This window comes from Thiomonas sp. X19, assembly GCF_900089495.1.
GTDB lineage: Bacteria > Pseudomonadota > Gammaproteobacteria > Burkholderiales > Burkholderiaceae_C > Thiomonas_A.
The window spans coordinates 3486123-3507795 of the sequence record NZ_LT605203.1; the positions used below are offsets into that span (position 1 = coordinate 3486123).

The window sequence follows — 21673 nt, forward strand, 5'->3', positions numbered from 1 at the left end:
CCTTGCATCTGCTTGCCTAGGGCTACGCCCCATTGTTCACCAAGTTGCTGCACTCATGGGCCTGAATGCCGCACGCGGGGCGATGTGTTGCGCGTGTGCAGCATCGCTCCAGAGCTGCCGCAAGCTTTTCATCATGCACATAACGTACCAGCCAAGAAAAAGCCGCACACTGTGCGGCTTTTTCTTGGCATGGAAAGCCTTGGCCCGTGATGCATCGACCTGTCGGCCTACGCGAGCTCGGCTTCACATGTGATCGATCATCACCTGCCCAAAACCTGAGCACGACACCTGCGTGGCGCCTGGCATGAGGCGGGCGAAGTCATAGGTCACATGCTTGGACTGGATGGACTTCTGCATGCTCGCAATCACCAGATCAGCCGCTTCCACCCAACCCATGTGGCGCAACATCATTTCGGCCGAGAGGATTTCCGAGCCGGGGTTGACGTAATCCTTGCCAGCGTACTTGGGCGCCGTGCCATGGGTGGCCTCGAACATCGCCACCGTGTCGGACAGATTGGCGCCGGGCGCAATGCCGATGCCCCCGACCTGCGCCGCCAGCGCGTCGGAGATGTAGTCGCCATTCAGATTCAGCGTGGCGATGACGTCGTACTCCGCCGGGCGCAGAATGATCTGCTGCAGGAAAGCATCGGCAATGGAGTCTTTGACGACGATGTCCTGCCCCGTCTTCGGGTTCTTGAAACTGCACCACGGGCCGCCGTCGATGGGTTTGGCACCGAATTCCCGCTGCGCCAGGGCGTAGCCCCAGTCGCGGAACCCGCCCTCGGTGTATTTCATGATGTTGCCCTTGTGCACCAGGGTCACCGAAGCGCGGTTGTTGTCGATGGCGTACTGGATGGCCTTGCGCACCAGCCGTTCCGTCCCCTCGCGCGACACGGGTTTGATGCCGATGCCGGAGGTTGCCGGAAAGCGGATTTTTTTCACGCCCATCTCGCGGATCATGAAATCGATGATTTTTTTCGCCCCATCGGACTCCGCCGCCCATTCGATGCCGGCGTAAATGTCCTCCGAGTTCTCGCGGAAGATCACCATATCGACCTTCTCCGGTGCCTTCACGGGTGAGGGCACGCCCGTGAAGTAACGCACCGGCCGCAAGCAGACATACAAATCGAGCTGCTGGCGCAGTGCGACGTTGAGCGAACGAATGCCACCGCCAACGGGTGTGGTCAGTGGGCCCTTGATGGACACGACGAATTCCTTCAGCGCATCCAGTGTTTCCTCGGGCAGCCAGACATCCGGGCCATAGACGCGGGTCGCCTTCTCGCCGGCATAGATTTCCATCCAGGCGATCTTGCGCTGCCCCCCGTAAGCCTTTGCCACGGCCGCATCCACGACCTTGATCATCACGGGTGTGATGTCGGCTCCAGTGCCATCGCCCTCGATGAAGGGCACGATGGGATGGTCAGGGACGTGCAGGGATTGGTCGGCGCCCACGGTGATGCGCTGCGCCTCGGGAATACGAATGTGCTGATACATGGGAGACTCCGGATCGTGTGTATGCCGCATTCTAGTCAGGACGCATGCGCAGGATCATGTCTTTTATAAGACATAAGTCTGACATCTGACACATGGTCATGCAGCGCGAGGCCGACGGTCCTGCTTCACAACGATTGCGGCTGGCGCGCGGATCGCACACCCTGGATGCTTGCGGGGCTTCCATCATGTCAACCGAATTTCGACGGGCCGCGTTATGGATGCGATCCCCTTGGATCAACATCCAAAACTCTTTCAAAGGTCAATCATGAAGAAGATTCTTGCCGCCATGTTCGCCATGTTCCTCGCCTCCGCTGTGATGGCTCAAGCTGCTCCCGAAGCAGCCAAGCCCGCTCCTGCCGCCAAGGCCGAAGCGCACAAACCCGTGAAGCATCACAAAAAGGTGATGCACAAGAAGGCCACGGGAAAGAAAATGGAAAAGAAGGCTCCTGCCGCTTCTGCCGCCAAGTAATTCCAGGCCATTTCAAACAGCATTCCGGGCCAAGTTCATTCGGCCCATCAAAGGCGCCTTCAGGCGCTTTTTTTGTGTCCAACATTGAACCGGGTCAGCCCATGCGATGCACTGCCCGAGGTCTGCGGCACAATGCCTTGGCACAGACTTGGTCCAAGGAAGCCCCTATGAAACTGACATCCAACCTGGCCAGAAAGGCCAACCGTCGCCACATCGGATTCTTGGTTTGCTTCGCTGTTCTGAGCCTCGCGCCTCTGGCGCGTGCGCAACTGGCCGTCCTGCCGCAAACCACCTTGCAGGCTGGCATGCAGTTGATTCACGCCGAACTTGCCACGACGCCTGACCAGCGTGAAACCGGCTTGATGTATCGGCGCGAACTGAGCGGCAACCACGGCATGCTGTTCATCTTTTCTGACGATCAGCCTGTGTGCATGTGGATGAAGAACACCTTCATACCGCTGTCAGTGGCGTTCATCGACGACCAAGGGCGAATCACCAATATTGCCGACATGAAGCCGCAGACGCTGGATAGCCATTGCGCGGTGCAAAACGTGCGTTTCGCACTCGAAATGCCGCTGGGCTGGTTTGCGCAGCGCGGCCTCAAACCCGGCTTCCAGCTTCGTGGCAAGCCCTTCGGGACCACCGCTGCACGCTGACCGCAAGCGCATCCGTCGCAACCTTGCATCATGCCATCCAGAGCCACCTCAAACCGCCGGACCATGCTCGGGCCGGAGATGGCCCCCTTGGGAGGAGACCGGCGGCGTGATCCTGACTTCAGCCGAAGTTGCGCTCGGCAAAACTCCAGTTGGCGAGATGATCCAGGAAGGTCTTGACGAAGTCCGGCCGACGGTTGCGGAAATCCACATAGTAGGCATGCTCCCACACGTCCACGGTCAGCAGCGGCTTGTCGGCTGAAGTCAGCGGCGTGGCGGCATTGCTGGTGTTGACGATGTCCACCGAGCCATCGGCCTTTTTCACCAGCCAGGTCCAGCCCGAACCGAAGTTGCCCACGGCCGACTTGTGGAATGCCTCCTTGAATGCGGCGAAGCCACCCCACTTCTTGTTGATGGCGCCCTGCAACGCACCCCCGGGTTCACCACCACCCTTGGGGCTGAGGGAATGCCAGAAAAATGTGTGGTTCCAGATTTGGGCCGCGTTGTTGAACACGCCGCCGGCAGGCGCTTTGTGAATGATGTCGTCGAGACTCATGGCCTCAAACTCGGTGCCTTTGATGAGATTGTTCAGGTTCGTGACATAGGCCTGATGGTGTTTGCCGTGGTGATATTCCAGGGTTTCACGCGACATATGGGGCGCAAGCGCATCCAGGGCAAACGGCAGGGCGGGAAGTTGGTGTTCCATGGGATAGCCTTTCGAAGTTGGACTGCGAAGAACAGTTTTTTATTCTAGGAGACTGTCGGACTTTGCGGTCTTCCGGATGAAGACGCTATCCGAGACAATTGCTGCTGCACAACCGAGAGCCCGAGCCGATGAGCCGCTTCGTCCCTGTTGACCGAGACACCGCATATCTGTTGCCACCGTCGGTGGACGAATGGCTGCCCACTGATCACTTGGCGCGCTTCGTGGTCGAAGTCATCGAGCAGCTTGATCTGGGCGATCTGGCCCGACAGTACGCAGGCCGGGGCTCGGCGGCGCACCATCCGGCGGTGCTGCTGGGCCTGCTGATCTACGGCTACGCCAACGGCGTGCACTCCAGCCGCAAGATCGAGCGGGCGACCTACGACTCGGTGGCGTTCCGCTTTGTTGCGGCCAATACCCACCCCGATCACGACACGCTGGCGACGTTCCGCCGCCGCTTCTTGAAGGAGGTGGAGGCACTGTTCGTGCAGGTGCTGGTTCTGGCGCGCGAGATGAAGCTGCTCAAGCTCGGACACATCGCGCTGGATGGCACCAAGATCGACGCCAACGCCAGCAAGCACAAGGCCTTGTCGTGGGCTCATGCCAACAAGATCGAGGCGCAGCTGCGCCAGGAAGTACAAACGCTGCTGGCGCTGGCAGAGAACAGCGACCGCGCGACGGTACCCGACGGCATGGATGTGCCGGCGGAGATCGCCCTGCGTGCAGATCGCTTGAGCGCAATCGCGCAGGCCAAGGCCAAGATCGAGCAGCGCGCCAGCGAACGCCATCAGGTCGAGCAGCAGGAGTACGAGGCCAAGACCGCCAAGCGCCAAGCCCAGCGCGAGGCGGGCAAGAAGCCGCGCGGCAAGGACCCTGAGCCGCCAGAGGCCGGCCCCCGGAGCAGCGATCAGGTCAACCTCACGGATGAAGAGTCGCGCATCATGCCCGTGTCGGGTGGGGGCTTCGAGCAAAGCTACAACGCACAAGCCGGCGTGGACATCGCGACGATGATGGTGATCACCCAGCATGTGAGCCAGGCATCCAACGACAAGCGCGAAGTTGTGCCTACGCTGCAGCAGATCCAAGCGTTACCCGCGGTGCTGGGCGAGGTGCACACGCTCATCACGGACAACGGCTTCTTCAGCCAAGCCAACGTGATCGCGTGCAACGACGCGGGTATCGAGCCGCTGCTGGCGCTCAAGCGGGAGTCGCATCACACGCCGGTGATGGGGCGCTTTGCACCCGATGTGCCCGAGCCCCAGACGACGGATCCGCTCGTGCAGATGGCACACCGCCTGGGCACGCAAGCAGGCCGAGCCCTGTACGGCCTGCGCAAGCAGACAGTGGAGCCGGTGTTCGGCATCATCAAGCAAGTGATGGGTTGGCGCCAGATGAGCATGCGCGGGCTGGCCAAGGCACAAGGCGAATGGAGCTTGGTGACCATGGCTTGGAACATCAAGCGCATGCACGTCCTGCGAGCCGCGTGAGGGCAATAGTGCGCCCCGACCACGCCAAAACCGAGTCCCCAGGCCGCCCCATGTGCCCTCACAGTGTCTCGCCAACCATCGAGAGCGTTCGATCAGCGCGCCGCTGTCAAAAAAAACGCGTCGCACTGATCAATCGGATTCGCTCGGGTTCAAGTCCGACAGCCTCCTAGGAGTCTGCTGAATCGGAGAAGCTGCAAGGGCGTTGCCCCCACACCCCCGAGGAGGTCAAGGAGTGGATGGGCTGCGCCACGCCTTCATGCAGGGGCTTCCTGCAACTTCGCCGTGCTGTTTGGCGCCAATCCCCTCAAGGGCTGGACAGGGGATGCTTGGCCGGCGTGACCGTGCCGAGGTCCATGGCCACGGCTGACTGGGCCGTGGCCAGCAACAGGCTCTGCCCACTGCGAATCTGTCGCGCATCGCGCAACAGGCTCCCGTCTTCATTCCAGGCCAGGCAATAACCGCGCTCCAAGGTGGCGGCAGGGTTGAGCAAAGCGATGCGCTGCTCCTGGCCCGCGAGTTTGCCGCGCGCCAGCGCCCAGTTTTGGCGTAGCGCCTGGTCATGGCGACTGCCCAAGGCCTCAAGCCGCGCGCGACGCTCAGCCCAGTGCTGTGCTGGAAGAACCTTCAGCTGACGCTCTCGCTGCGCCCAAGCGTTCATCTGCTCCTGCAGCAGGCGACGCAGACGATCTTGCAGGCGCGCTTGCAACCCGCGCAGGTGGAGCGCGGCTCCCTGCAACATGCGGCCCGGCTTGGGCAGGCGCAGATGCAGACGGTCCAGACGCTGCTGCTCACGCCCTTGCCAGTGCAGCACGGCTTGCTGCAGGCGGCGCGCCAGTTGCAGCGCCTGCAAGCGCAGATCGGCCAGGGCGGGAGCGCACAACTCGGCGGCGGCTGTGGGGGTGGTGGCGCGAACATCAGCGGCGAAATCAGCGATGGTGAAATCTGTTTCATGGCCCACGCCCGACACCACCGGCAGGCTGCATGCGTGCAGCGCGCGCGCCAGGGCCTCATCATTGAAGGGCCAGAGATCTTCCATGGCACCGCCGCCACGCACCAACAACAACACATCCACCTCGGCGCGTTGTTCTGCAAGCTCCAGGGCTTGCACGAGTTCCGGCGCAGCCCCCACTCCCTGCACGCTGGCGGGGTAGATCACGACTCGAACCTGCGGGCTGCGGCGCTTGAGCGTGGCAAGAACATCCTGCAATGCAGCCGCTTGCCGCGACGTGACGATGCCGATCGCGCGTGGATGCGCGGGCAGGGGCTTTTTGCGCTCAGGGTCGAACAGACCCTCGGCCTGCAAACGCTCCTTGAGCCGGAGAAACTGCTCCAGCAATGCCCCTTGCCCGGCCTGGCGCATCGATTCCACGGTGAGCTGCAAGTCCCCGCGCGGCTCGTAAAGACCAACCACCGCGCGGATTTCGACCTGCTGGCCATCGCGCGGATCGAAGTCCAGCAGATACGCGCGCTGGCGGAACATGACACAGCGCAATTGCGCCGAAGCGTCGCGCAGGGCAAAGTAGCAATGCCCGCTTGCCGCGCGCATGAAACTGCTGACCTCACCCACGACCGTGACCACACCGAAGCGTGCCGACAAGGTGTCGGTCAAGGCCCGCGCCAGACGGCCGACGCTCCAGGCTTGCGTCGCCTGCCGCTCGCTCCCGCGCTCAACGGGCATGCTGCCGACTCCGGCGAGCCCGTTCCCGCAACGCAAGCTGTCCACAAACGCCGAGGAATAGCCCTGCTGCCTGCAAACGAACGCCAGGAACGCGAAGATCCGATCTATCTCGTTGATTCATAATCAATTTTCTGTGTTCAAAAAACAGTCACATTAAATCCGAGCCTTGGAATTCAGTCGCCTACGCCAGCAAAATCGCAGTTGCGCACATTGTTATCCACAATTCTTTGGGATAACCCCGCACCTGCCGGTGTCGCTTGCGCCTTGGGGTTGAGAACCCTGGGGCAACGCGCCATCCGGTTTTGGTGGAACGGGTGTTGGGCACATTTCACGCCGCCCAGCTTCCATGGCTCGGCCCCTGGTAGGCGTTGTTCCACCGTTTACCATGCTGGTCGTTGCCAGCCCCCCGAACCCCCTTCCAACACCGAGGTTTTCATCTTGCTCAGCATTGTTGAAGCCGCAGGCTGGCCCATCTGGCCGCTGATTGCCTGCTCCATCGCAGCCCTGGCCATCATCCTCGAACGGTTGTCTTCGTTGCGAAACGCCAAAGTGATTCCGCCACGCCTGCTGGAAGAGGCCATGGCGGTATCGGTAAGCTCCATTCCGTCCCCCGACACCATCGACAAACTCGAGCGCAATTCGCCGTTGGGCATGGTTCTGGCTGCTGGCTTTCGTGCCGTGCGCAGGCCGCATGCCACGGCGGAAAGCTTGCGCGAAGATCTGGAAAACAGCGGCCGCGCCGTGATGCACAGCCTGCAGCGCTACCTCAATGCCCTGGGCACCGTGGCCTCGTCCGCACCGTTGCTGGGGTTGCTCGGAACCGTGGTCGGCCTGATCGAGATTTTCGGCTCGCAAACCGGCGGCAGCACCAACCCGACGCTGCTGGCGCATGGCATCTCGGTGGCGCTTTACAACACGGCATTCGGGCTCATCATTGCCGTGCCATCCCTCATGTTCTACCGCTACTTCCGTGGCCGGGTGGACGACTTCGGCATCGAACTGGAACAGGCCGCACGCAGGTTGGCCACGCATCTGCAGCCCCAACTCGAAGCCGCGGCGCGGACATCGCCCTGATGCCGGGCAGGAGCCTCCATGAACTTCCAGCGCCCGCGGCCTGAAGAGCCGGAAATCAACCTCATTCCATTGATCGACGTGCTGCTGGTGATCCTGATTTTTCTGATGATCACCACCACCTACTCGAAGTACACCGAGCTCAAGATCAACCTGCCCACGGCGAATGCGCCCAAAGCCGAGCACTACCCGCATGAGATCGTGGTTGCCGTCAGCAGCGACGGCACCTATGCCGTCAACCGTCATGTCCTCCCCAGCCGCAGCGTGGCGGATCTGGCCAGCTCGCTGACGCAGGCGGCCAAGGGCAATGCCAACACCATGGTCGTGATCAGTGCCGACGCGCAAAGCACCCAGCAGTCCGTCATCAACGTCATGGAAGCCGCGCGCGTGGCCGGCCTGAGCCAGCTCACGTTCGCCACCCAACGTTCGCCAGGCTCGTGATTCCTCAGCGGCCTTCAGCCCGCACCGCGGGGCAAGCTGCCTCGGGCTGGCCGGCCTGGTGGCTGCAGCGCCGCTGGCAAGCCTGGCTGCTGCTTCCCCTCTCCGGGTTGTTTGGCGCCTTGGCCGCGCTGCGGCGGCTGGCTTATCAACACGGCTGGAGGCAGGCCTGGCGCGCCCCGCTGCCCGTCATCGTGGTGGGTAACGTGACCGTCGGTGGAACTGGTAAGACACCGCTGGTGCTGGCCATCGCGCAGCACCTGAGCCGCTTGGGCTGGAAGCCCGGCATCGTCTCGCGCGGCCACGGCCGCGAGGACATGGGACATGAACCGCTGCAAGTCGAGCCGGATGCCGACCCGGCCACAACCGGCGACGAACCCTTGCTGCTGCGCCGGCTCGCGGCCTGCCCGGTCTGGGTTGGACGCCGTCGGGAAGCGGCGGCACAAGCCCTGCTGCGCGCCCACCCCGAGGTGGACGTCCTGCTCAGTGACGACGGCCTGCAGCATCTGGCGCTGGCGCGTGACGTCGAGCTGGTGGTGACGGATCTGCGCGGCCCTGGCAACGGTTGGCTGTTGCCAGCCGGCCCCTTGCGCGAACCCTGGAATCGCCCGCGCGACGCCACGCTTGGCCCATCTTCCAGCCTCGCCAGCCTGGCCAGCGCCTCACTTGCCACGCCCTGCTTCGTCTTCGATCGCAAGCTCGGCATGGTGCGCCAGCTTGCCACTGGCGAGCGACTCAGTCTGAACGCCTTCCTGTTGCGCCATGCCGGGCAAGCCCTGGCAGCTGCGGCCGGCATCGGCCACCCAGAACAGTTTTTCGACATGCTGCGCTTGGCGGGCGCGACCTTGCCGACCACGCTGGCGTTGCCCGACCACCACAGCTTCGACACCGATCCGTTCCGTCAGATCGAGGCTGCAGCCCTACTCATCACGGAAAAGGACGCCCTAAAATGCAAGCCTTCGTTCTCCCGCCTGGACCGGCTCTGGGCAGTCGAACTGCTGCTTGAAGTCGACCCTGCTTTTTTCCCCTGGCTGCTTGCGCGATTGCCCGCGCGTCCGGATCGCCCCCATGGATTCACGCCTGCTTGACCTCCTGGTTTGCCCTGTCTGCAAGGGACCGCTGAACTACGACCGACCCGCACAGGAATTGATTTGCCCGCGTGACCGGCTGGCCTTCCCGGTGCGCGACGGCATCCCGGTGATGCTGGTTGAGCAGGCACGCGACCAGGATCTCAGCCGCGACAGTCCGGCCAACAGCAGCCCACCCGCCTCTCCCCCGGGCGAGCCGACGCAGAGCCGCGGCGCATGACCGCCCTGGACTTCACCGTTCTCATCCCCGCGCGCCGCGCTTCAACCCGCCTGCCCGACAAGCCGCTCGCCGACATCGCCGGCCTGCCCATGGTGGTGCACGTTGCCCAGCGGGCGCAGCGCAGCGGTGCAAGCCGCGTGGCCGTCGCCACGGACGATGCGCAGATTGCAGCCATCTGCGCCAGCCACGGCATCGAGGCGCTGCTCACCCGCGCCGACCACGCCAGCGGCACCGACCGCATCGCCGAAGCGGCCCGTCAACTCCACCTGCCCGCGGCCGCCATCATGGTCAACGTGCAGGGCGACGAGCCGCTGATCGACCCTGCCCTCATCCGCGCCTGCGCACAATGCCTCGCCGATGACGCGCAAGCCGCCATCGCAACGGCGGCGCATCCCATTCACGACGCGGCCGATGCGTTCAATCCGAATGTGGTCAAGGTCGTGCTCGACGCTCGCGATCATGCACTGCTGTTCTCGCGCGCCCCCATTCCCTGGCACCGTGATGCCTTCGCAACCGGCGGCACGCGCACGCCTTGGGCAACGTCGGCTGCGCTCCCCAGCCTGCCGCCAGGACTTCCCGTCCTGCGGCATGTCGGCCTCTACGCCTACCGCATGCAAGCCCTGCAAGAATTTGCCGCCTTGCCCCCCTGCCCACTGGAGCAGGCCGAGGCCCTGGAACAGCTGCGCGCACTCTGGCATGGCTGGTGCATCGCGGTGCTGCGCGTGGACTCGGCACCGGCGCCCGGAGTCGACACACCGGAAGATCTGGCCCGCGTACGCCGGCTGATGCAGGCTTGGCCCTAGCGCCTTCGGTCGAGACGTCGAGATCAACGGCTCTCAAGGAAACGCAGGGCCGCCCCAAGTTTCCTTGACCCCCACGGGGGGCGGGCCGGCGAGCCGACCCTGGGGGCGCTCGATAGGCGCCGAAAGCTTGAAATCGTGCGTGATCAGGCGGCACGATGCGATGCGAACCCGGCCCGAGACGTCAGCCTGTTGTTGGGCTCGCGTGCTATTCTGAAAAGCTGTTCCCGAGCCTCTTTCCCATGACAAAAAAGCAGGAGTTTTCATGCGTTTAATCTTGCTGGGCGCACCCGGCGCCGGCAAAGGCACACAGGCTGCCAACATCTGCGCGCGCTACGACATTCCCCAGATTTCCACCGGCGACATGCTTCGCGCCGCGGTCAAAGCCGGCACCCCGCTGGGCCAGCAGGCCAAGGTCGTGATGGATTCGGGCGCGCTGGTGTCGGACGACATCATCATTGGCCTGGTGCGCGACCGCCTGCTGCAACCCGATTGCGCGCGCGGCTTCCTGTTCGACGGCTTTCCCCGCACCATCGCCCAGGCCGACGCGCTGAGGACAGCCGGTGTGCACATCGACGTCGTGCTGGAGTTCGACGTGCCCGACGAAGATATCGTCGAGCGCCTGAGCGGGCGCCGCGTGCACCCGGCCTCCGGCCGTGTCTATCATGTGCGCTACAACCCGCCCAAGGTGACTGGGAAGGATGACGTCACCGGCGAAGACCTGGTGCTGCGCGACGACGACCGGGAAGACACCGTGCGCAAGCGTCTGGCCGTTTACCGCGCCCAGACCAGGCCGCTGGTGGATTACTACACGCGCTGGGCGCAGAGCGGCGATGCGCAAGCCCCCAGGCTGGCCAAGATCTCCGGCGTAGGCTCGGTGGACGAAGTCAGCCAGCGCATTTTCGCTGCACTGGGCTGAGAGGGTGTGAACAAATCCACCATGCCCGCTCATCCCGCCCAAACGGCCCCACTCGGCGTTGCCAATGCGCGCCGTGCCGTCAGGCACGGCTGTGCTTGGCGCCTTGATTGGAACCGTTTGGGCGCCCTGCTCGGCCACGCCGGATTCATTCACACCCTCTGAGCCGAGCCAAAACGAGCGACTGGAAACCTAGAGCCATGCACATCGCCCAACAAGCTTTCATCGTCACCGGCGGCGCCTCGGGCCTGGGCGCTGCCACCGCACGTCGTCTGGCTGCTGCCGGCGGCAAGGTGTTGATCGCCGATGTGCAAGATGAAGCCGGCCAGGCCGTCGCGCAAGAACTCGGCGGGCGCTATGTGCACTGCGACGTGACCCGTGAGGCCGATGCGCAAACTGCCGTGGCCCAGGCGCTGGAACTCGGTCCCCTGCGCGGACTGGTCAACTGCGCGGGGATCGCCCCCGCAACGCGCACATTGGGCAAGGAAGGCCCGCACCCGCTGGACTCGTTTGCCCGCGCGGTGAACGTCAATCTCATCGGCAGTTTCAACATGGCTCGCCTCGCGGCGGCCGCCATGGCGAAACAGGAGGCGCTGGCCGACGGCGAGCGCGGCGTCATCGTCCACACCGCGTCGGTTGCGGCCTACGACGGCCAGATCGGCCAAACGGCCTACGCGGCCTCCAAGGCCGGCATCGTCGGCATGACCCTGCCGATGGCACGCGACCTGGCGCGCGATGGCATTCGCGTCATGACCATCGCCCCCGGCATTTTCGAGACGCCCATGCTCATGGGCATGCCCGAAGCGGTGCGCCTCGCCCTCGGCGCAGCCGTGCCTTTTCCTTCTCGACTCGGGCGACCCGATGAATTCGCCCAACTGGTCGAGGCCATCGTCACCAACCCCATGCTCAACGGCGAAACCATCCGCCTGGATGGCGCCATCCGCATGCAGCCGAAGTAGGCAGAGACATTGCACGCCGGTCTCGGCCGGCGGCCCACCCGCTATCGGCCATGTCCCTGATTCCGCAAGATTTCATCCAGGAACTGCTCGGCCGCACCGATATCGTCGAGGTGGTGGGACGTTCGGTGCAACTGAAAAAAGCCGGCACCAACCACAAGGGTCTGTGCCCGTTTCACAGCGAAAAATCGCCCTCGTTCACCGTCAGTTCCAGCAAACAGTTCTACCACTGCTTCGGCTGCGGCGCCCACGGCACGGCCATCGGCTTCCTGATGGATCACTTGGGCCTGACCTTCCCCGACGCGGTGCGCGAACTGGCCTCGCAGGCGGGCATGACCGTGCCCGAAGCGCCGCAGGATCCCCAGCAAGCGCAGCATGTGCGCGAGCAGCGCAGCCTGAAGCAAAGCCTGCAAGACGTGCTGGAGCAAGCCAACCGTTTCTACCGCGACCAACTGCGCGACTCCAAGCGTGCCGTGTCCTATCTCAAAGGACGGGGCCTGAGCGGCCCAATAGCCGGCCATTTCGGTCTGGGCTATGCGCCGGACGACTGGCAGGGCTTGGCCCGGGTGTTTCCCAACTACGAAGCCGACCCCCTGGTGCAGGCCGGACTGGTGGTGGCGCGCGACGACCAGGGCGAGACCATCGAGCCCGGTGCGCTGGAGGGCCAGGCGGTCACGCGGCGCTATGACCGCCTGCGCGACCGCATCACCTTCCCCATCCGCAACACGCAGGGCGAACTCATCGGCTTCGGCGGACGCATCCTCGACCAGGGCGAGCCCAAATACCTGAATTCACCCGAAACCCTGCTGTTTCACAAGGGCGAGGAGTTGTATGGGCTGTTCGAGGGACGTGCAGCCATCCAGCGCCAGGGTTATGCCCTGGTCGTCGAGGGTTATCTGGACGTCATCGCCCTGGCCCAGCATGGCGTGGGCAATGCCGTGGCCACGCTCGGCACGGCCTGCACCGCCGAGCATGTGAAAAAACTGTTCCGCCACTGCGGGCAAATCGTGTTCAGTTTCGATGGCGATACCGCCGGGCAAAAAGCTGCCGTGCGTGCGCTGGAGGCCGCGCTGCCCGCGCTGGGTGATGAACGCTCGGTCAAGTTCCTGTTCCTGCCGCCGGAGCACGACCCGGACACCTTCGTGCGGGAACACGGCGCCGATGCCTTCGAGCGCGAAGTGGGCCGCGCCCAGCCGCTCTCGGTGTTTCTGCTCGACACCCTGGGCTCCGGGCTCGCCATGAGCACGGCCGAGGGACGCGCGCAGGCCATCGCCCGCGCCCGCCCGCTGCTGGCGCTGCTGCCGGATTCGGCACTCAAGTCGCAGATCCTCGGTGAGTTCGCCAAAAGAGTCGAGATGCCGTTGGCAGAACTGCGCCCGGCCCTGGCCTTGCCCGAGCGCCATGCCGGCACGGGCAAGGCCACGCGCCAGGAGAACGAACGCCGACCCGAACGCCGCTCCAGCATGGCCACCCAACGCGCCAGCCGCCTTGCAGGCCTGCGCACCGATCATGCACAAACGGCCATGCGCATCCTGTTGGCGCAACCCGAACTCTGGAGCACGTTGAGTTCATCTCAGCACGAGTTGCTGATGCAAGATGGCAGCAGCACCCAGGCGCTCGCAAGCTGGCTCGAAGCCCAACTCGACGCTTATCCCGACTTGAGCGCTTCGGCCTTGTGGGAAGGGCTGCGGCTGGCCGGGCTGCTCGATCAGGTTCAATCGATGGGGGCCGCCGATGGGCTCGATGCCGAGCCTGCCAGTGTGCAGCAAGACCTCATGGGCGCGTTGCGTTGGGTCGAACTGGAACGCATCCGCCAGCGCCAGGAAGAACTCAGCCGCGACGGGTTGATCGACGAGGCATCCAGGGCCGAATTTCGCAGTCTGTTGAGCCGCCGCCGCGAACTAGGGTGAAGGCGCGGACCCGGGGCGAACGATTGCCGTCCGATTCAGTCGAACAACACAAAGCCTGCTCCGCAAGCGCCTATTTGTCCTTGCAGGCTTGAAATATCGACCTCCTGACTATAATTAAATGTTTTTCCGCGAATTCCCCATCGGGCCTACCCAAACAGGGTTGATGCGGGTGTTGTTCCATGCGCTCGCAGCCAATTTCGGCCTGAATTTTGCTTGCAACAGCAATTGGGGACGCCGCGGAGACCGCACTGCACGGAAAACTGCAGAACATGAGAGCGTTGTGGGGGCTTCGCGGGGCGAGTTGCGCGCATCGCGGTCGGCACGGGTTCGTTGCCTCCCCATGACACCGCCCATGCGCACGAAGTCCAACCGAGGAGCTTGAACATGATCCAACCCAAGTCTGCACCTTCCAAAGCCAAGGCACAGGCTGGTTCAAGCAAAACCAAGGCCTCGGCTTCGGCCGGCTTGGCTTCCAAAGCCCCGGCCCAGACTGCGCGCACGACACCCGCCGCGAAGCCCGCTTCAGCCAGTCGCAAGGCCTCGGCGTCATCCTCACACAAGCCTCAAGACATGCCCACCAAAAAGCCCGTTTCCACCGCCCCCCAGAAAACCACGACCAGCAAGGCCGCCAAGGTGGTTGAACCTGTCGCCACCAAGGCCCCCGCCACGCCGAATGCAGCGGCTCTGGCGAAGCTTGCTGAACGCGGCGCCGCCAAGGCGAAGGCTGCGGCCGCGCTGGCGGCGAGCAAACCGCAATCCAAGGCCGACAAGAAAAACCTTCCGGGCGACGATTTCCGCGCCCACATGCCCGATGACGCGGACGACGGTGCCACGCCTTCCGCCCCCATGCCGCGTGGCCGCCGGCCCTCGCGCGCCAAGGAAAAGCAACTGCTGAAGGAATTCGGCTATGACGATTCGAACGTCACCGAAGAGGAACTGGGCCGCCGCCGCCAGCGCCTGAAGAACCTCATCAAGCTCGGCAAGACCCGCGGCTTCCTGACCTACGGCGAAATCAACGATCACCTGCCCGACAATCTGGCCGACCCGGATCTGCTGGAAACCATCATCAGCATGCTCAACGACATGGGCATCGCGGTGTACGAACAAGCGCCGGACGCCCAGACCCTGCTGCTCAACCAGCACGGCCCGACCGCCTCCAGCGAGGAAGAGGCCGAAGAGGAAGCCGAGGCCGCGCTCTCCTCGGTGGATTCGGAATTCGGCCGCACCACCGACCCGGTGCGCATGTATATGCGTGAAATGGGCACGGTCGAGCTGCTCACACGCGAGGGCGAGATCGTCATCGCCAAGCGCATCGAGGAAGGCCTGCGCAAGATGATGCTGGCGATCTCCGCTTCGCCCGCCACCGTGGCCGAAATTCTCGCCATGGCAGCGCGCATCGCGGGCAACCAGTTGCCGGTGGATGAAGTGGTCGACGGCATGGTGTCCGACGACGAGTCGGACGATTACGTTGCCGAGGAAGACGTGGACTTCGCCCTGGCCGACGAGGCCGAAGAGGACGACGAGGAGGCCGCCGCCGCCGCCAGTTCCGTGAAACTGGAGGAGCTCAAGGCCAAAGCCCTGGAGCGTTTTGCCCAGGTGCACGATGCCTTCATGAAGATGCGCCGCTCCTACGACAAGGACGGCTACCGCTCGCCCTCATACCTGAAAGCACAGGATCAGATTTCCAAGAATCTGATGGAAGTGCGTTTCACCGCGCGCACCGTCGAGAAGCTGTGCGACCTGCTGCGCAGCCAGGTTGACGAAGTACGCCGCCACGAACGCGAAATTCGCCGCATCGTCGTCGACCGTTGCGGCATGCCGCAGGAGGAGTTCATCAAATCGTTCCCTGGTCACCAGCTCGATCTGAAATGGGCCGAGAAGCTGGCGGCGTCGAACAAGCCGTATGCCCCCATCCTGGCGCGCAACCTGCCGTCCGTGCAGGAGTTGCAGCAACGCCTGATCGACACCCAGACCCGCGTGGTCGTGCCGCTGCAGGACTTCAAGGACATCAACGCCCAGATGAGCCGTGGCGAGCAGGAAGCGCGCGAAGCCAAGCGCGAAATGATCGAGGCCAATCTGCGCCTGGTCATTTCCATTGCCAAGAAGTACACCAACCGCGGCCTGCAATTCCTCGACCTGATCCAGGAAGGCAACGTCGGCTTGATGAAGGCGGTGGACAAGTTCGAATACCGCCGTGGCTACAAATTCTCCACCTACGCGACGTGGTGGATCCGCCAGGCCATCACCCGCTCGATCGCCGATCAGGCCCGCACCATCCGCATCCCGGTGCACATGATCGAGACCATCAACAAGGTCAACCGCATCTCGCGCCAGTACCTGCAGGAAACCGGCACCGAGCCGGATGCCGCGATGCTGGCCGAGAAGATGGAGATGCCGGAAGACAAGGTGCGCAAGATCATGAAAATCGCCAAGGAGCCGATCTCGATGGAAACACCCATCGGCGACGATGACGACTCCCACCTTGGCGATTTCATCGAAGACACCGGCATGCTGGCGCCCACCGATGCGGCGCTGCAGGCCAGCTTGCGCGAAGTGGTCAAGGACATTCTCGACTCCCTCACGCCGCGCGAAGCCAAGGTGCTGCGCATGCGTTTTGGCATCGAGATGGCCAACGACCACACGCTGGAAGAAGTTGGCAAGCAGTTCGACGTGACCCGCGAGCGCATCCGCCAGATCGAGGCCAAGGCCCTGCGCAAGCTCAAGCATCCGACCCGCTCGGACAAGCTGCGCAGCTTCCTCGACTCGCTCTGATGGCCCCTGCCCCATGAAAAAGCCCGGCATGTCCGGGCTTTTTCATGGGAATCCCGCGCCGCGGCCGGCCCCTCTTTTCGCCCAAGCTTGCGGCGTGCGAAATTCGGTCATTCCACGCTAGACTCGCGGCTATGTCGAATTTGCGCAAACCCGTCGTTCGCACAGTCGTATTTGCCGACGTTGTCGGTAGTACCGGGCTTTACAAATCACTGGGTGATGCCGTTGCGGCGAGGCTCATGACCAGCGTGACCGATGCCATGTCGACCGCCGTGAGCCAATTCCATGGCCAGGTCGTCAAGACCCTGGGTGACGGCGTCCTCGCCGTGTTCGACAACAACGCCGAGGCGGTGCACGCCTGCAGCGAGGTGCAGCGAACCCTGGCCAACTGGGGCCATACCGGCAAGACTCCGATCGCCGTTCCACTGAAAATCGGCTTGTCGCGCGGCCCGGTGGTCCTGACGCCAGGCGACTGTTTCGGCGATGCCGTGAATGCCGCCGCACGCCTTTCCGACTCGGCTGGCGGCGGGCAAATTCTGGTGAACGATGCCGTGATGGAAGGCCTGCCGCTGGAGCTGCTGGCGCGGCTTCGCAGCCTGGGCGCCATCTTCTTGCGTGGTTACGACGTGCCTGTGCCAGTGCACCAGATCGAATGGGACACCACCTGGCAGAACAGCCAGACATTGCCGCACCAGCCCACCGTCCTGTCTGCCGTCACCCAGCGGCTCAATCTGTGCTGGCTCGACACCGCCCAGGACTTCAGCCCCGAACAAAGCCCCATCCACATCGGCCGCACGCAAGCGGCGGAGTTTGCCGTCAACGACATTCGCGTCTCTCGTCAGCATGCGCGCATCGAGTGGCGCGGCAGCTATTTCATGCTCACCGACCTATCCAGCAATGGGACCTGGGTGCGTTACAGCGGCCAGGACAACGTGCTCGCCCTGCGCCGCAACGAATGCGTGCTGCACGGGCAAGGTGAAATCTGCCTGGGCGCCAAGCCGACCGATCCGACGGCGCCCACCGTGCTGTTCCAGCTTCACGACTCCTGATTTCGACGCTTTGCCTTCCATGCAGCAACCCGTCGCAGACCGCCAGTACACCCATGGCGCGGAACCCGGCATGGCCGTGCTCCTGCTGAATCTGGGTACGCCCGACGCCCCCACAGCCCCTGCCCTGCGCCGTTACCTGCGCGAATTCCTCAGCGACCAGCGCGTCGTCGAAATTCCGCGCGCCCTCTGGCTCCCGCTGCTGAACGGCATCATCCTGCCGCTGCGCGCACCCAAGTCAGCGGCCAAATACGCCAGCATCTGGCAGGCTGACGGCTCGCCGCTGGCCAGCGGCACCGCAGCACTGGCACGGGGCATGCAAGCCAGCCTGGCCGCGAAGGGGCACCAGGTCATCGTCCGTCATGCCATGCGCTACGGCAACCCGGCCACGACGGCAGTGCTCGACGAACTGCACGCGCAAGGCGTCACGCGCCTGCTGCTCGTGCCACTGTATCCGCAATACAGCGCCGCCACCACCGCCTCGTCGCTCGATGCCGTCATGGCCTGGCTGCGTCGTGCCCGTCGCCAACCGGAACTCCGCACCCTGCGCAACTATGCCGATGATTCCGGCTACATCACGGCCCTGGCAAGAAAAATTCAGCGCCATTGGGCCGAACATGGTCGAGCCGAACAATTGATCATGAGTTTTCACGGCATGCCACAGCGCACCCTCAAGCTCGGCGACCCCTACCACTGCGAATGCCACAAGACCAGCCGACTCTTGGGCCAGGCCCTGGGGCTGGATGCAAGCCAGTACAAGGTCACGTTCCAGTCGCGCTTCGGCAAGCAGGCCTGGCTGCAACCGTATACCGAGCCCACGCTGCGCGCACTCGCAAAAGCCGGAACCCAACGCGTGGATGTGGTCTGCCCGGGGTTTGCCGTCGACTGCCTGGAAACACTCGAAGAAATTGCCGTGGAGGGCAAGCAGGCTTTCCTCTCCAGCGGTGGTGGCGAATACCACTACATCCCCTGCCTGAACGCCGATCCAGGCTGGGTCGAAGCCTTCTCCGGTTTGATCGAAACCCATCTGCAGGGCTGGCCTACCCGCCGAACCGTTGACGCGGCACAGCGCAACGCCAGCCGCGACCGCGCCAAAGCCATGGGTGCGGACAACGTCTGAGCAAGGTCGCGCACGCAAGGTTTGCGCGGTACATGACAGCGCCTTGGAAGGTTCCACGCCAGTCCGGGTAGCCCTTGCCTAGAATGCGTCCTTTCTTTTTGAACGATTGCGCGCAGATTGCCGAAGATTGCTTGGCGTCTCGACATCCGCCAAGCCCCGTGCCGTTCCCCATGTTCCGCCGCCTGCCAGACTGGGCCCTTGATGCGCTGGTGCTGCTCATGGCCGCCCTGTGCCTGTTCTGGGGGTTGGGCGGGCCGCCGATTCGCGACAACAACGAAGCGCTGTACGCCGACATCGCCTGGGCCATGGCGCGCGGCGGCTCCTGGATCATCCCGCATCTGGACGGCGTGCCCTACATCGAGAAGCCCCCGCTGCTGTACTGGCTCATGGCCCTGAGCTTCAAGGCCTTCGGCGTCGGCGCCTGGCAAGCGCGCCTGCCCGACGCCCTGGCCGCCTGGCTGCTGAGCGCGGGCTGCATCGCCTACGGCCGCCATCTCGGCGCCCCACTGGGTGGGCGCTTCGCCGCCCTGGTCAGCGGCACCGCGCTGGGCCTCGTGCTGATCGCCCGCACCATCCTGTTCGACCCCCTCATGCTGCTGTTCTGGCTCAGCGCCCTGGCCCTGACGGTGCTGGGCGTGCACCAGCGCCGCCGCCTGTGGCTGCGCGCCGCCGCCGTGCCCCTGGCCCTGGCCACCCTCACCAAAGGCCCCGAGGCGCTGCTGCTGCTGGGGCTCATCGCCGTGCTGCAGCTGCTGTTCGCCCCCGGCGCCTGGACGCGCGCGGCGCTGCTGCGCTTTTATCTCGACCCCTGGGCCATCGCCCTGTTCGTGCTGCTGGCCGCCCCCTGGCATCTGGCCGCCCTGCGCGCGCAGCCCGGCTTCGCCTGGTTCTTCTTCATCAACGAGACCATCATGCGCTTTCTCGGCCGGCGCATCCCCGATGACTACCACGCCGGCCCCTGGTGGTATTACGGCCCCAAGCTGCTGATCGGGTTTTTCCAGTGGAGCGCGCTCCTGGCGCTGCTGGCCTGGCGCAGCCCATGGCTGCCACGCCCGCAGGGGCCGAGCCCGGCGGCCGATGCCACCTCCCGGACCGCCCCCCATCATGCCACCCCCGCGCAGGCCAGCGCCACAGCGCGCTGGGCGCGCAATGCCGCCGTGGTGCTCACCGTGTTCTTCTCCATGGCCGGCAACAAGGGGGCGTACTACCTGCTGCCGGTGGTGCCGCTGGTGGCCTGGTGGCTGGGGGTGAAGCTGCAACTGGCGGCGGACCAGGGGGCGCTGCCCCGTGTGCTGCCCTGGCTGGGCTGGGGTGCGGCGCTGTTCGGCCTGTTCGCCGCGGCGCTGGGGGGGGTGAGCCTGACGCCCGGGGTGCACGCCTATTGGCGGCAGATCGGCTTGCCGCAGGCGCAATTCGCGCTGCTGCCGGCGCTCATCGGCGGCGTGGCGCTGCTGGGGCTGCTGGCGGGCGCTCTCCTGGCGGCCGGGCGCTTGCACGCCGGGCTGCTGGCCTTGGGCCTGGCCGGGGTGGTGATGGTGGGCTTTGCCACCCAGCTGGACATCGCCAAGACCGCGGACACCTCGCAGAAGCATGTGGCCGCGGCCATCCACGCGGCGCTGCCGGGCGGGGCGGCGATGTTCTCCTGGCAGACCTTCGAGGACCATGATGCCTCGCTGCTGCTGTACGGCTTTCGTCCGCTGCGGGTGATCGACAGCACCAGCGCGGATCTGTGGTTCGGCTGCCGCCATGCGCCGCAGGCTGCGATCTGCGTGGGACCGCAGGCGCTGGAGCAGGCGCGCGCCCAGGGCCGGGCGGTGGCGGTGTGGGTGGCCCGCAGCCGACTCCCCAGCTTCTTGCACACCGGCCTGGCACAGGGCCTGCTGCGCTTGAACTTCCGCAACAGCGTGGTGTTCTACAGCCAGGGGGCAAGCCAGAAGATGCCGCATGCGAGCCCCACCGAGAATTCTCACGCCAACTGATGCCACCATCAACCGGCACCATCAACCGCCCCAATCTTGCAGGATTTTGAAACCCATGAAGACCCTCATGCGCAACATTGCAGAAACATTCAATGTCTATGGTGCCCGGATGCGCCAAGTNTCCCAGACGGGCCGACTCCACGGCGCCACTGCCGGAAAATCCGAGTCCTCTGCCTTGAATTCGGCCCGCTTGCCCTCAAATCCTGCGCAGATTTGCATTTTTTCGGTCCAAGCCCAACTCACCTGCCCATATCTCCATGTCGTCAGCCGAACAACCCACCACACCCCAGCCCGTCGATCTCCAGGCTGCAGACTCGCCTCAAGACGAAGCGCCTGACGCACTCGAGCAAGCCCTGAAAATCGCCCAGGATGAACTCGACACGCTGAAAGATCAATTCCTGCGCGCCAAGGCCGAGGCTGAAAACACCCGGCGTCGTGCCGAAGAGGAAACCGCGAAGGCGCGCAAATTCGCCGTGGAAGCCATGGCGCAGGAACTGCTGCCGGTGAAAGACAGCCTGGAAGCTGCGCTGGCCGACACCAGCGGCAGCATCGAGGCGCTGAAGAAAGGCGTGGAACTGACCCTCAGCCAGTTGCGCGGGGCTTTCGAGCGCAGCCGCATTCAGGAAGTGGCCCCGGTCGCCGGCGAGCGCTTCGACCCCAGCCGGCATCAGGCCATCACCACGGTGCCGGCGCAACAAGCCGCCAACACCGTGGTGAACGTGCTGCAAAAGGGCTATGCCCTGGCCGATCGCACCCTGCGGCCGGCGATGGTGACGGTCGCTGCGGCCGCAGGACCGGCTGCAGACATGAATGACAAGCCGGGTGCTTGAATCCCGGGGAAACGGCAGCATTTGATGCACATGAGCGCCGGGCGGC

Annotated in this window: 19 protein-coding genes; 16 read left to right on the forward strand and 3 right to left on the reverse strand. The window is 64.3% G+C overall.

Features of this window, described 5'->3' with window-relative positions; translation table 11 throughout:
• Positions 1–243: 243 nt before the first annotated feature.
• The gene (gene icd / locus THIX_RS16795) at positions 244–1494 is read right to left on the reverse strand and encodes an NADP-dependent isocitrate dehydrogenase (protein ID WP_112487095.1); all 1251 of its coding nucleotides are present in this window, start codon (positions 1492–1494) and stop codon (positions 244–246) included.
• Between the two features lie 214 nt (positions 1495–1708).
• On the opposite strand from icd, the gene THIX_RS16800 reads away from it, so the two are divergent.
• Positions 1709–1963: a hypothetical protein gene (locus THIX_RS16800; RefSeq protein ID WP_233224607.1), complete on the forward strand. Its 255-nt coding sequence runs from the start codon at positions 1709–1711 to the stop codon at positions 1961–1963.
• A 167-nt stretch (positions 1964–2130) separates the two neighbouring features.
• Entirely contained in the window at positions 2131–2619 is a 489-nt protein-coding gene (locus tag THIX_RS16805) for a DUF192 domain-containing protein (RefSeq protein WP_112487097.1), read from the forward strand.
• A gap of 118 nt (positions 2620–2737) precedes the next feature.
• Here the strand turns inward: THIX_RS16805 and THIX_RS16810 are convergent, their stop codons facing one another.
• The gene (locus THIX_RS16810) at positions 2738–3322 is read right to left on the reverse strand and encodes a superoxide dismutase (protein ID WP_112487098.1); all 585 of its coding nucleotides are present in this window, start codon (positions 3320–3322) and stop codon (positions 2738–2740) included.
• A gap of 128 nt (positions 3323–3450) precedes the next feature.
• Here THIX_RS16810 and THIX_RS16815 point away from each other — a divergent pair, with 128 nt between their 5' ends.
• Positions 3451–4806 carry an IS1182-like element ISThsp16 family transposase gene (locus THIX_RS16815; RefSeq protein WP_112484377.1) on the forward strand — a complete coding sequence of 452 codons (1356 nt, stop codon included), beginning with the start codon at positions 3451–3453 and terminating at the stop codon, positions 4804–4806.
• Between the two features lie 304 nt (positions 4807–5110).
• Here THIX_RS16815 and xseA read toward each other — a convergent pair whose 3' ends face one another.
• Positions 5111–6484: an exodeoxyribonuclease VII large subunit gene (xseA, locus tag THIX_RS16820; protein ID WP_112487099.1), complete on the reverse strand. Its 1374-nt coding sequence runs from the start codon at positions 6482–6484 to the stop codon at positions 5111–5113.
• A gap of 438 nt (positions 6485–6922) precedes the next feature.
• Here xseA and THIX_RS16825 point away from each other — a divergent pair, with 438 nt between their 5' ends.
• The 13 genes from THIX_RS16825 to grpE all read left to right on the forward strand — a co-directional run bounded on the left by THIX_RS16825 (position 6923) and on the right by grpE (position 21627).
• On the forward strand, positions 6923–7558 hold the full coding sequence (locus THIX_RS16825; RefSeq protein WP_112487100.1) for a MotA/TolQ/ExbB proton channel family protein: 636 nt from the start codon (positions 6923–6925) through the stop codon (positions 7556–7558).
• An 18-nt stretch (positions 7559–7576) separates the two neighbouring features.
• Positions 7577–7996 (forward strand): biopolymer transporter ExbD, encoded by a 420-nt coding sequence (locus tag THIX_RS16830; protein WP_112487101.1) that lies wholly within the window; start codon positions 7577–7579, stop codon positions 7994–7996.
• Entirely contained in the window at positions 7993–9081 is a 1089-nt protein-coding gene (gene lpxK, locus THIX_RS16835; RefSeq protein ID WP_233224608.1) for a tetraacyldisaccharide 4'-kinase, read from the forward strand. The genes THIX_RS16830 and lpxK overlap by 4 nt, the downstream gene beginning before the upstream one ends.
• A complete protein-coding gene (locus THIX_RS16840; protein ID WP_112487102.1) occupies positions 9062–9301 on the forward strand; it encodes a Trm112 family protein in 240 nt (79 codons plus the stop codon). Before lpxK ends, THIX_RS16840 begins: the two co-directional genes overlap by 20 nt.
• Positions 9298–10104, forward strand: a complete 807-nt coding sequence (gene kdsB, locus THIX_RS16845) for a 3-deoxy-manno-octulosonate cytidylyltransferase (protein ID WP_112487103.1) — start codon at positions 9298–9300, stop codon at positions 10102–10104. The genes THIX_RS16840 and kdsB overlap by 4 nt, the downstream gene beginning before the upstream one ends.
• A gap of 262 nt (positions 10105–10366) precedes the next feature.
• Entirely contained in the window at positions 10367–11020 is a 654-nt protein-coding gene (gene adk / locus THIX_RS16850; protein WP_112487104.1) for an adenylate kinase, read from the forward strand.
• A gap of 197 nt (positions 11021–11217) precedes the next feature.
• The gene (locus THIX_RS16855; RefSeq protein ID WP_112487105.1) at positions 11218–11976 is read left to right on the forward strand and encodes an SDR family NAD(P)-dependent oxidoreductase; all 759 of its coding nucleotides are present in this window, start codon (positions 11218–11220) and stop codon (positions 11974–11976) included.
• Between the two features lie 50 nt (positions 11977–12026).
• A complete protein-coding gene (gene dnaG / locus THIX_RS16860; RefSeq protein WP_112487106.1) occupies positions 12027–13883 on the forward strand; it encodes a DNA primase in 1857 nt (618 codons plus the stop codon).
• A 384-nt stretch (positions 13884–14267) separates the two neighbouring features.
• Positions 14268–16655, forward strand: coding sequence for an RNA polymerase sigma factor RpoD (rpoD, locus tag THIX_RS16865; RefSeq protein WP_199195324.1), 2388 nt, complete (start codon positions 14268–14270; stop codon positions 16653–16655).
• Positions 16656–16786: 131 nt separating this feature from the next.
• Entirely contained in the window at positions 16787–17701 is a 915-nt protein-coding gene (locus THIX_RS16870) for an adenylate/guanylate cyclase domain-containing protein (protein ID WP_112486664.1), read from the forward strand.
• 19 nt (positions 17702–17720) lie between these two features.
• Entirely contained in the window at positions 17721–18818 is a 1098-nt protein-coding gene (hemH, locus tag THIX_RS16875; RefSeq protein ID WP_112486663.1) for a ferrochelatase, read from the forward strand.
• A gap of 170 nt (positions 18819–18988) precedes the next feature.
• Positions 18989–20797 (forward strand): glycosyltransferase family 39 protein, encoded by a 1809-nt coding sequence (locus THIX_RS16880; RefSeq protein WP_112487107.1) that lies wholly within the window; start codon positions 18989–18991, stop codon positions 20795–20797.
• Positions 20798–21054: 257 nt separating this feature from the next.
• On the forward strand, positions 21055–21627 hold the full coding sequence (grpE, locus tag THIX_RS16885) for a nucleotide exchange factor GrpE (RefSeq protein ID WP_112487108.1): 573 nt from the start codon (positions 21055–21057) through the stop codon (positions 21625–21627).
• The last annotated feature ends 46 nt before the right edge of the window (positions 21628–21673 follow it).

What these genes read in the sequence shown, in the direction of transcription:
- icd (WP_112487095.1), bottom strand. Translation starts at nt 1,494, where the DNA reads ATGTATCAGCACATTCGTATTCCCGAGGCGCAGCGCATCACCGTGGGC.
- THIX_RS16800 (WP_233224607.1), top strand. Translation starts at nt 1,709, where the DNA reads ATGGATGCGATCCCCTTGGATCAACATCCAAAACTCTTTCAAAGGTCA.
- THIX_RS16805 (WP_112487097.1), top strand. Translation starts at nt 2,131, where the DNA reads ATGAAACTGACATCCAACCTGGCCAGAAAGGCCAACCGTCGCCACATC.
- THIX_RS16810 (WP_112487098.1), bottom strand. Translation starts at nt 3,322, where the DNA reads ATGGAACACCAACTTCCCGCCCTGCCGTTTGCCCTGGATGCGCTTGCG.
- THIX_RS16815 (WP_112484377.1), top strand. Translation starts at nt 3,451, where the DNA reads ATGAGCCGCTTCGTCCCTGTTGACCGAGACACCGCATATCTGTTGCCA.
- xseA (WP_112487099.1), bottom strand. Translation starts at nt 6,484, where the DNA reads ATGCCCGTTGAGCGCGGGAGCGAGCGGCAGGCGACGCAAGCCTGGAGC.
- THIX_RS16830 (WP_112487101.1), top strand. Translation starts at nt 7,577, where the DNA reads ATGAACTTCCAGCGCCCGCGGCCTGAAGAGCCGGAAATCAACCTCATT.
- THIX_RS16840 (WP_112487102.1), top strand. Translation starts at nt 9,062, where the DNA reads ATGGATTCACGCCTGCTTGACCTCCTGGTTTGCCCTGTCTGCAAGGGA.
- kdsB (WP_112487103.1), top strand. Translation starts at nt 9,298, where the DNA reads ATGACCGCCCTGGACTTCACCGTTCTCATCCCCGCGCGCCGCGCTTCA.
- adk (WP_112487104.1), top strand. Translation starts at nt 10,367, where the DNA reads ATGCGTTTAATCTTGCTGGGCGCACCCGGCGCCGGCAAAGGCACACAG.
- THIX_RS16855 (WP_112487105.1), top strand. Translation starts at nt 11,218, where the DNA reads ATGCACATCGCCCAACAAGCTTTCATCGTCACCGGCGGCGCCTCGGGC.
- dnaG (WP_112487106.1), top strand. Translation starts at nt 12,027, where the DNA reads ATGTCCCTGATTCCGCAAGATTTCATCCAGGAACTGCTCGGCCGCACC.
- rpoD (WP_199195324.1), top strand. Translation starts at nt 14,268, where the DNA reads ATGATCCAACCCAAGTCTGCACCTTCCAAAGCCAAGGCACAGGCTGGT.
- THIX_RS16870 (WP_112486664.1), top strand. Translation starts at nt 16,787, where the DNA reads ATGTCGAATTTGCGCAAACCCGTCGTTCGCACAGTCGTATTTGCCGAC.
- hemH (WP_112486663.1), top strand. Translation starts at nt 17,721, where the DNA reads ATGCAGCAACCCGTCGCAGACCGCCAGTACACCCATGGCGCGGAACCC.
- THIX_RS16880 (WP_112487107.1), top strand. Translation starts at nt 18,989, where the DNA reads ATGTTCCGCCGCCTGCCAGACTGGGCCCTTGATGCGCTGGTGCTGCTC.
- grpE (WP_112487108.1), top strand. Translation starts at nt 21,055, where the DNA reads ATGTCGTCAGCCGAACAACCCACCACACCCCAGCCCGTCGATCTCCAG.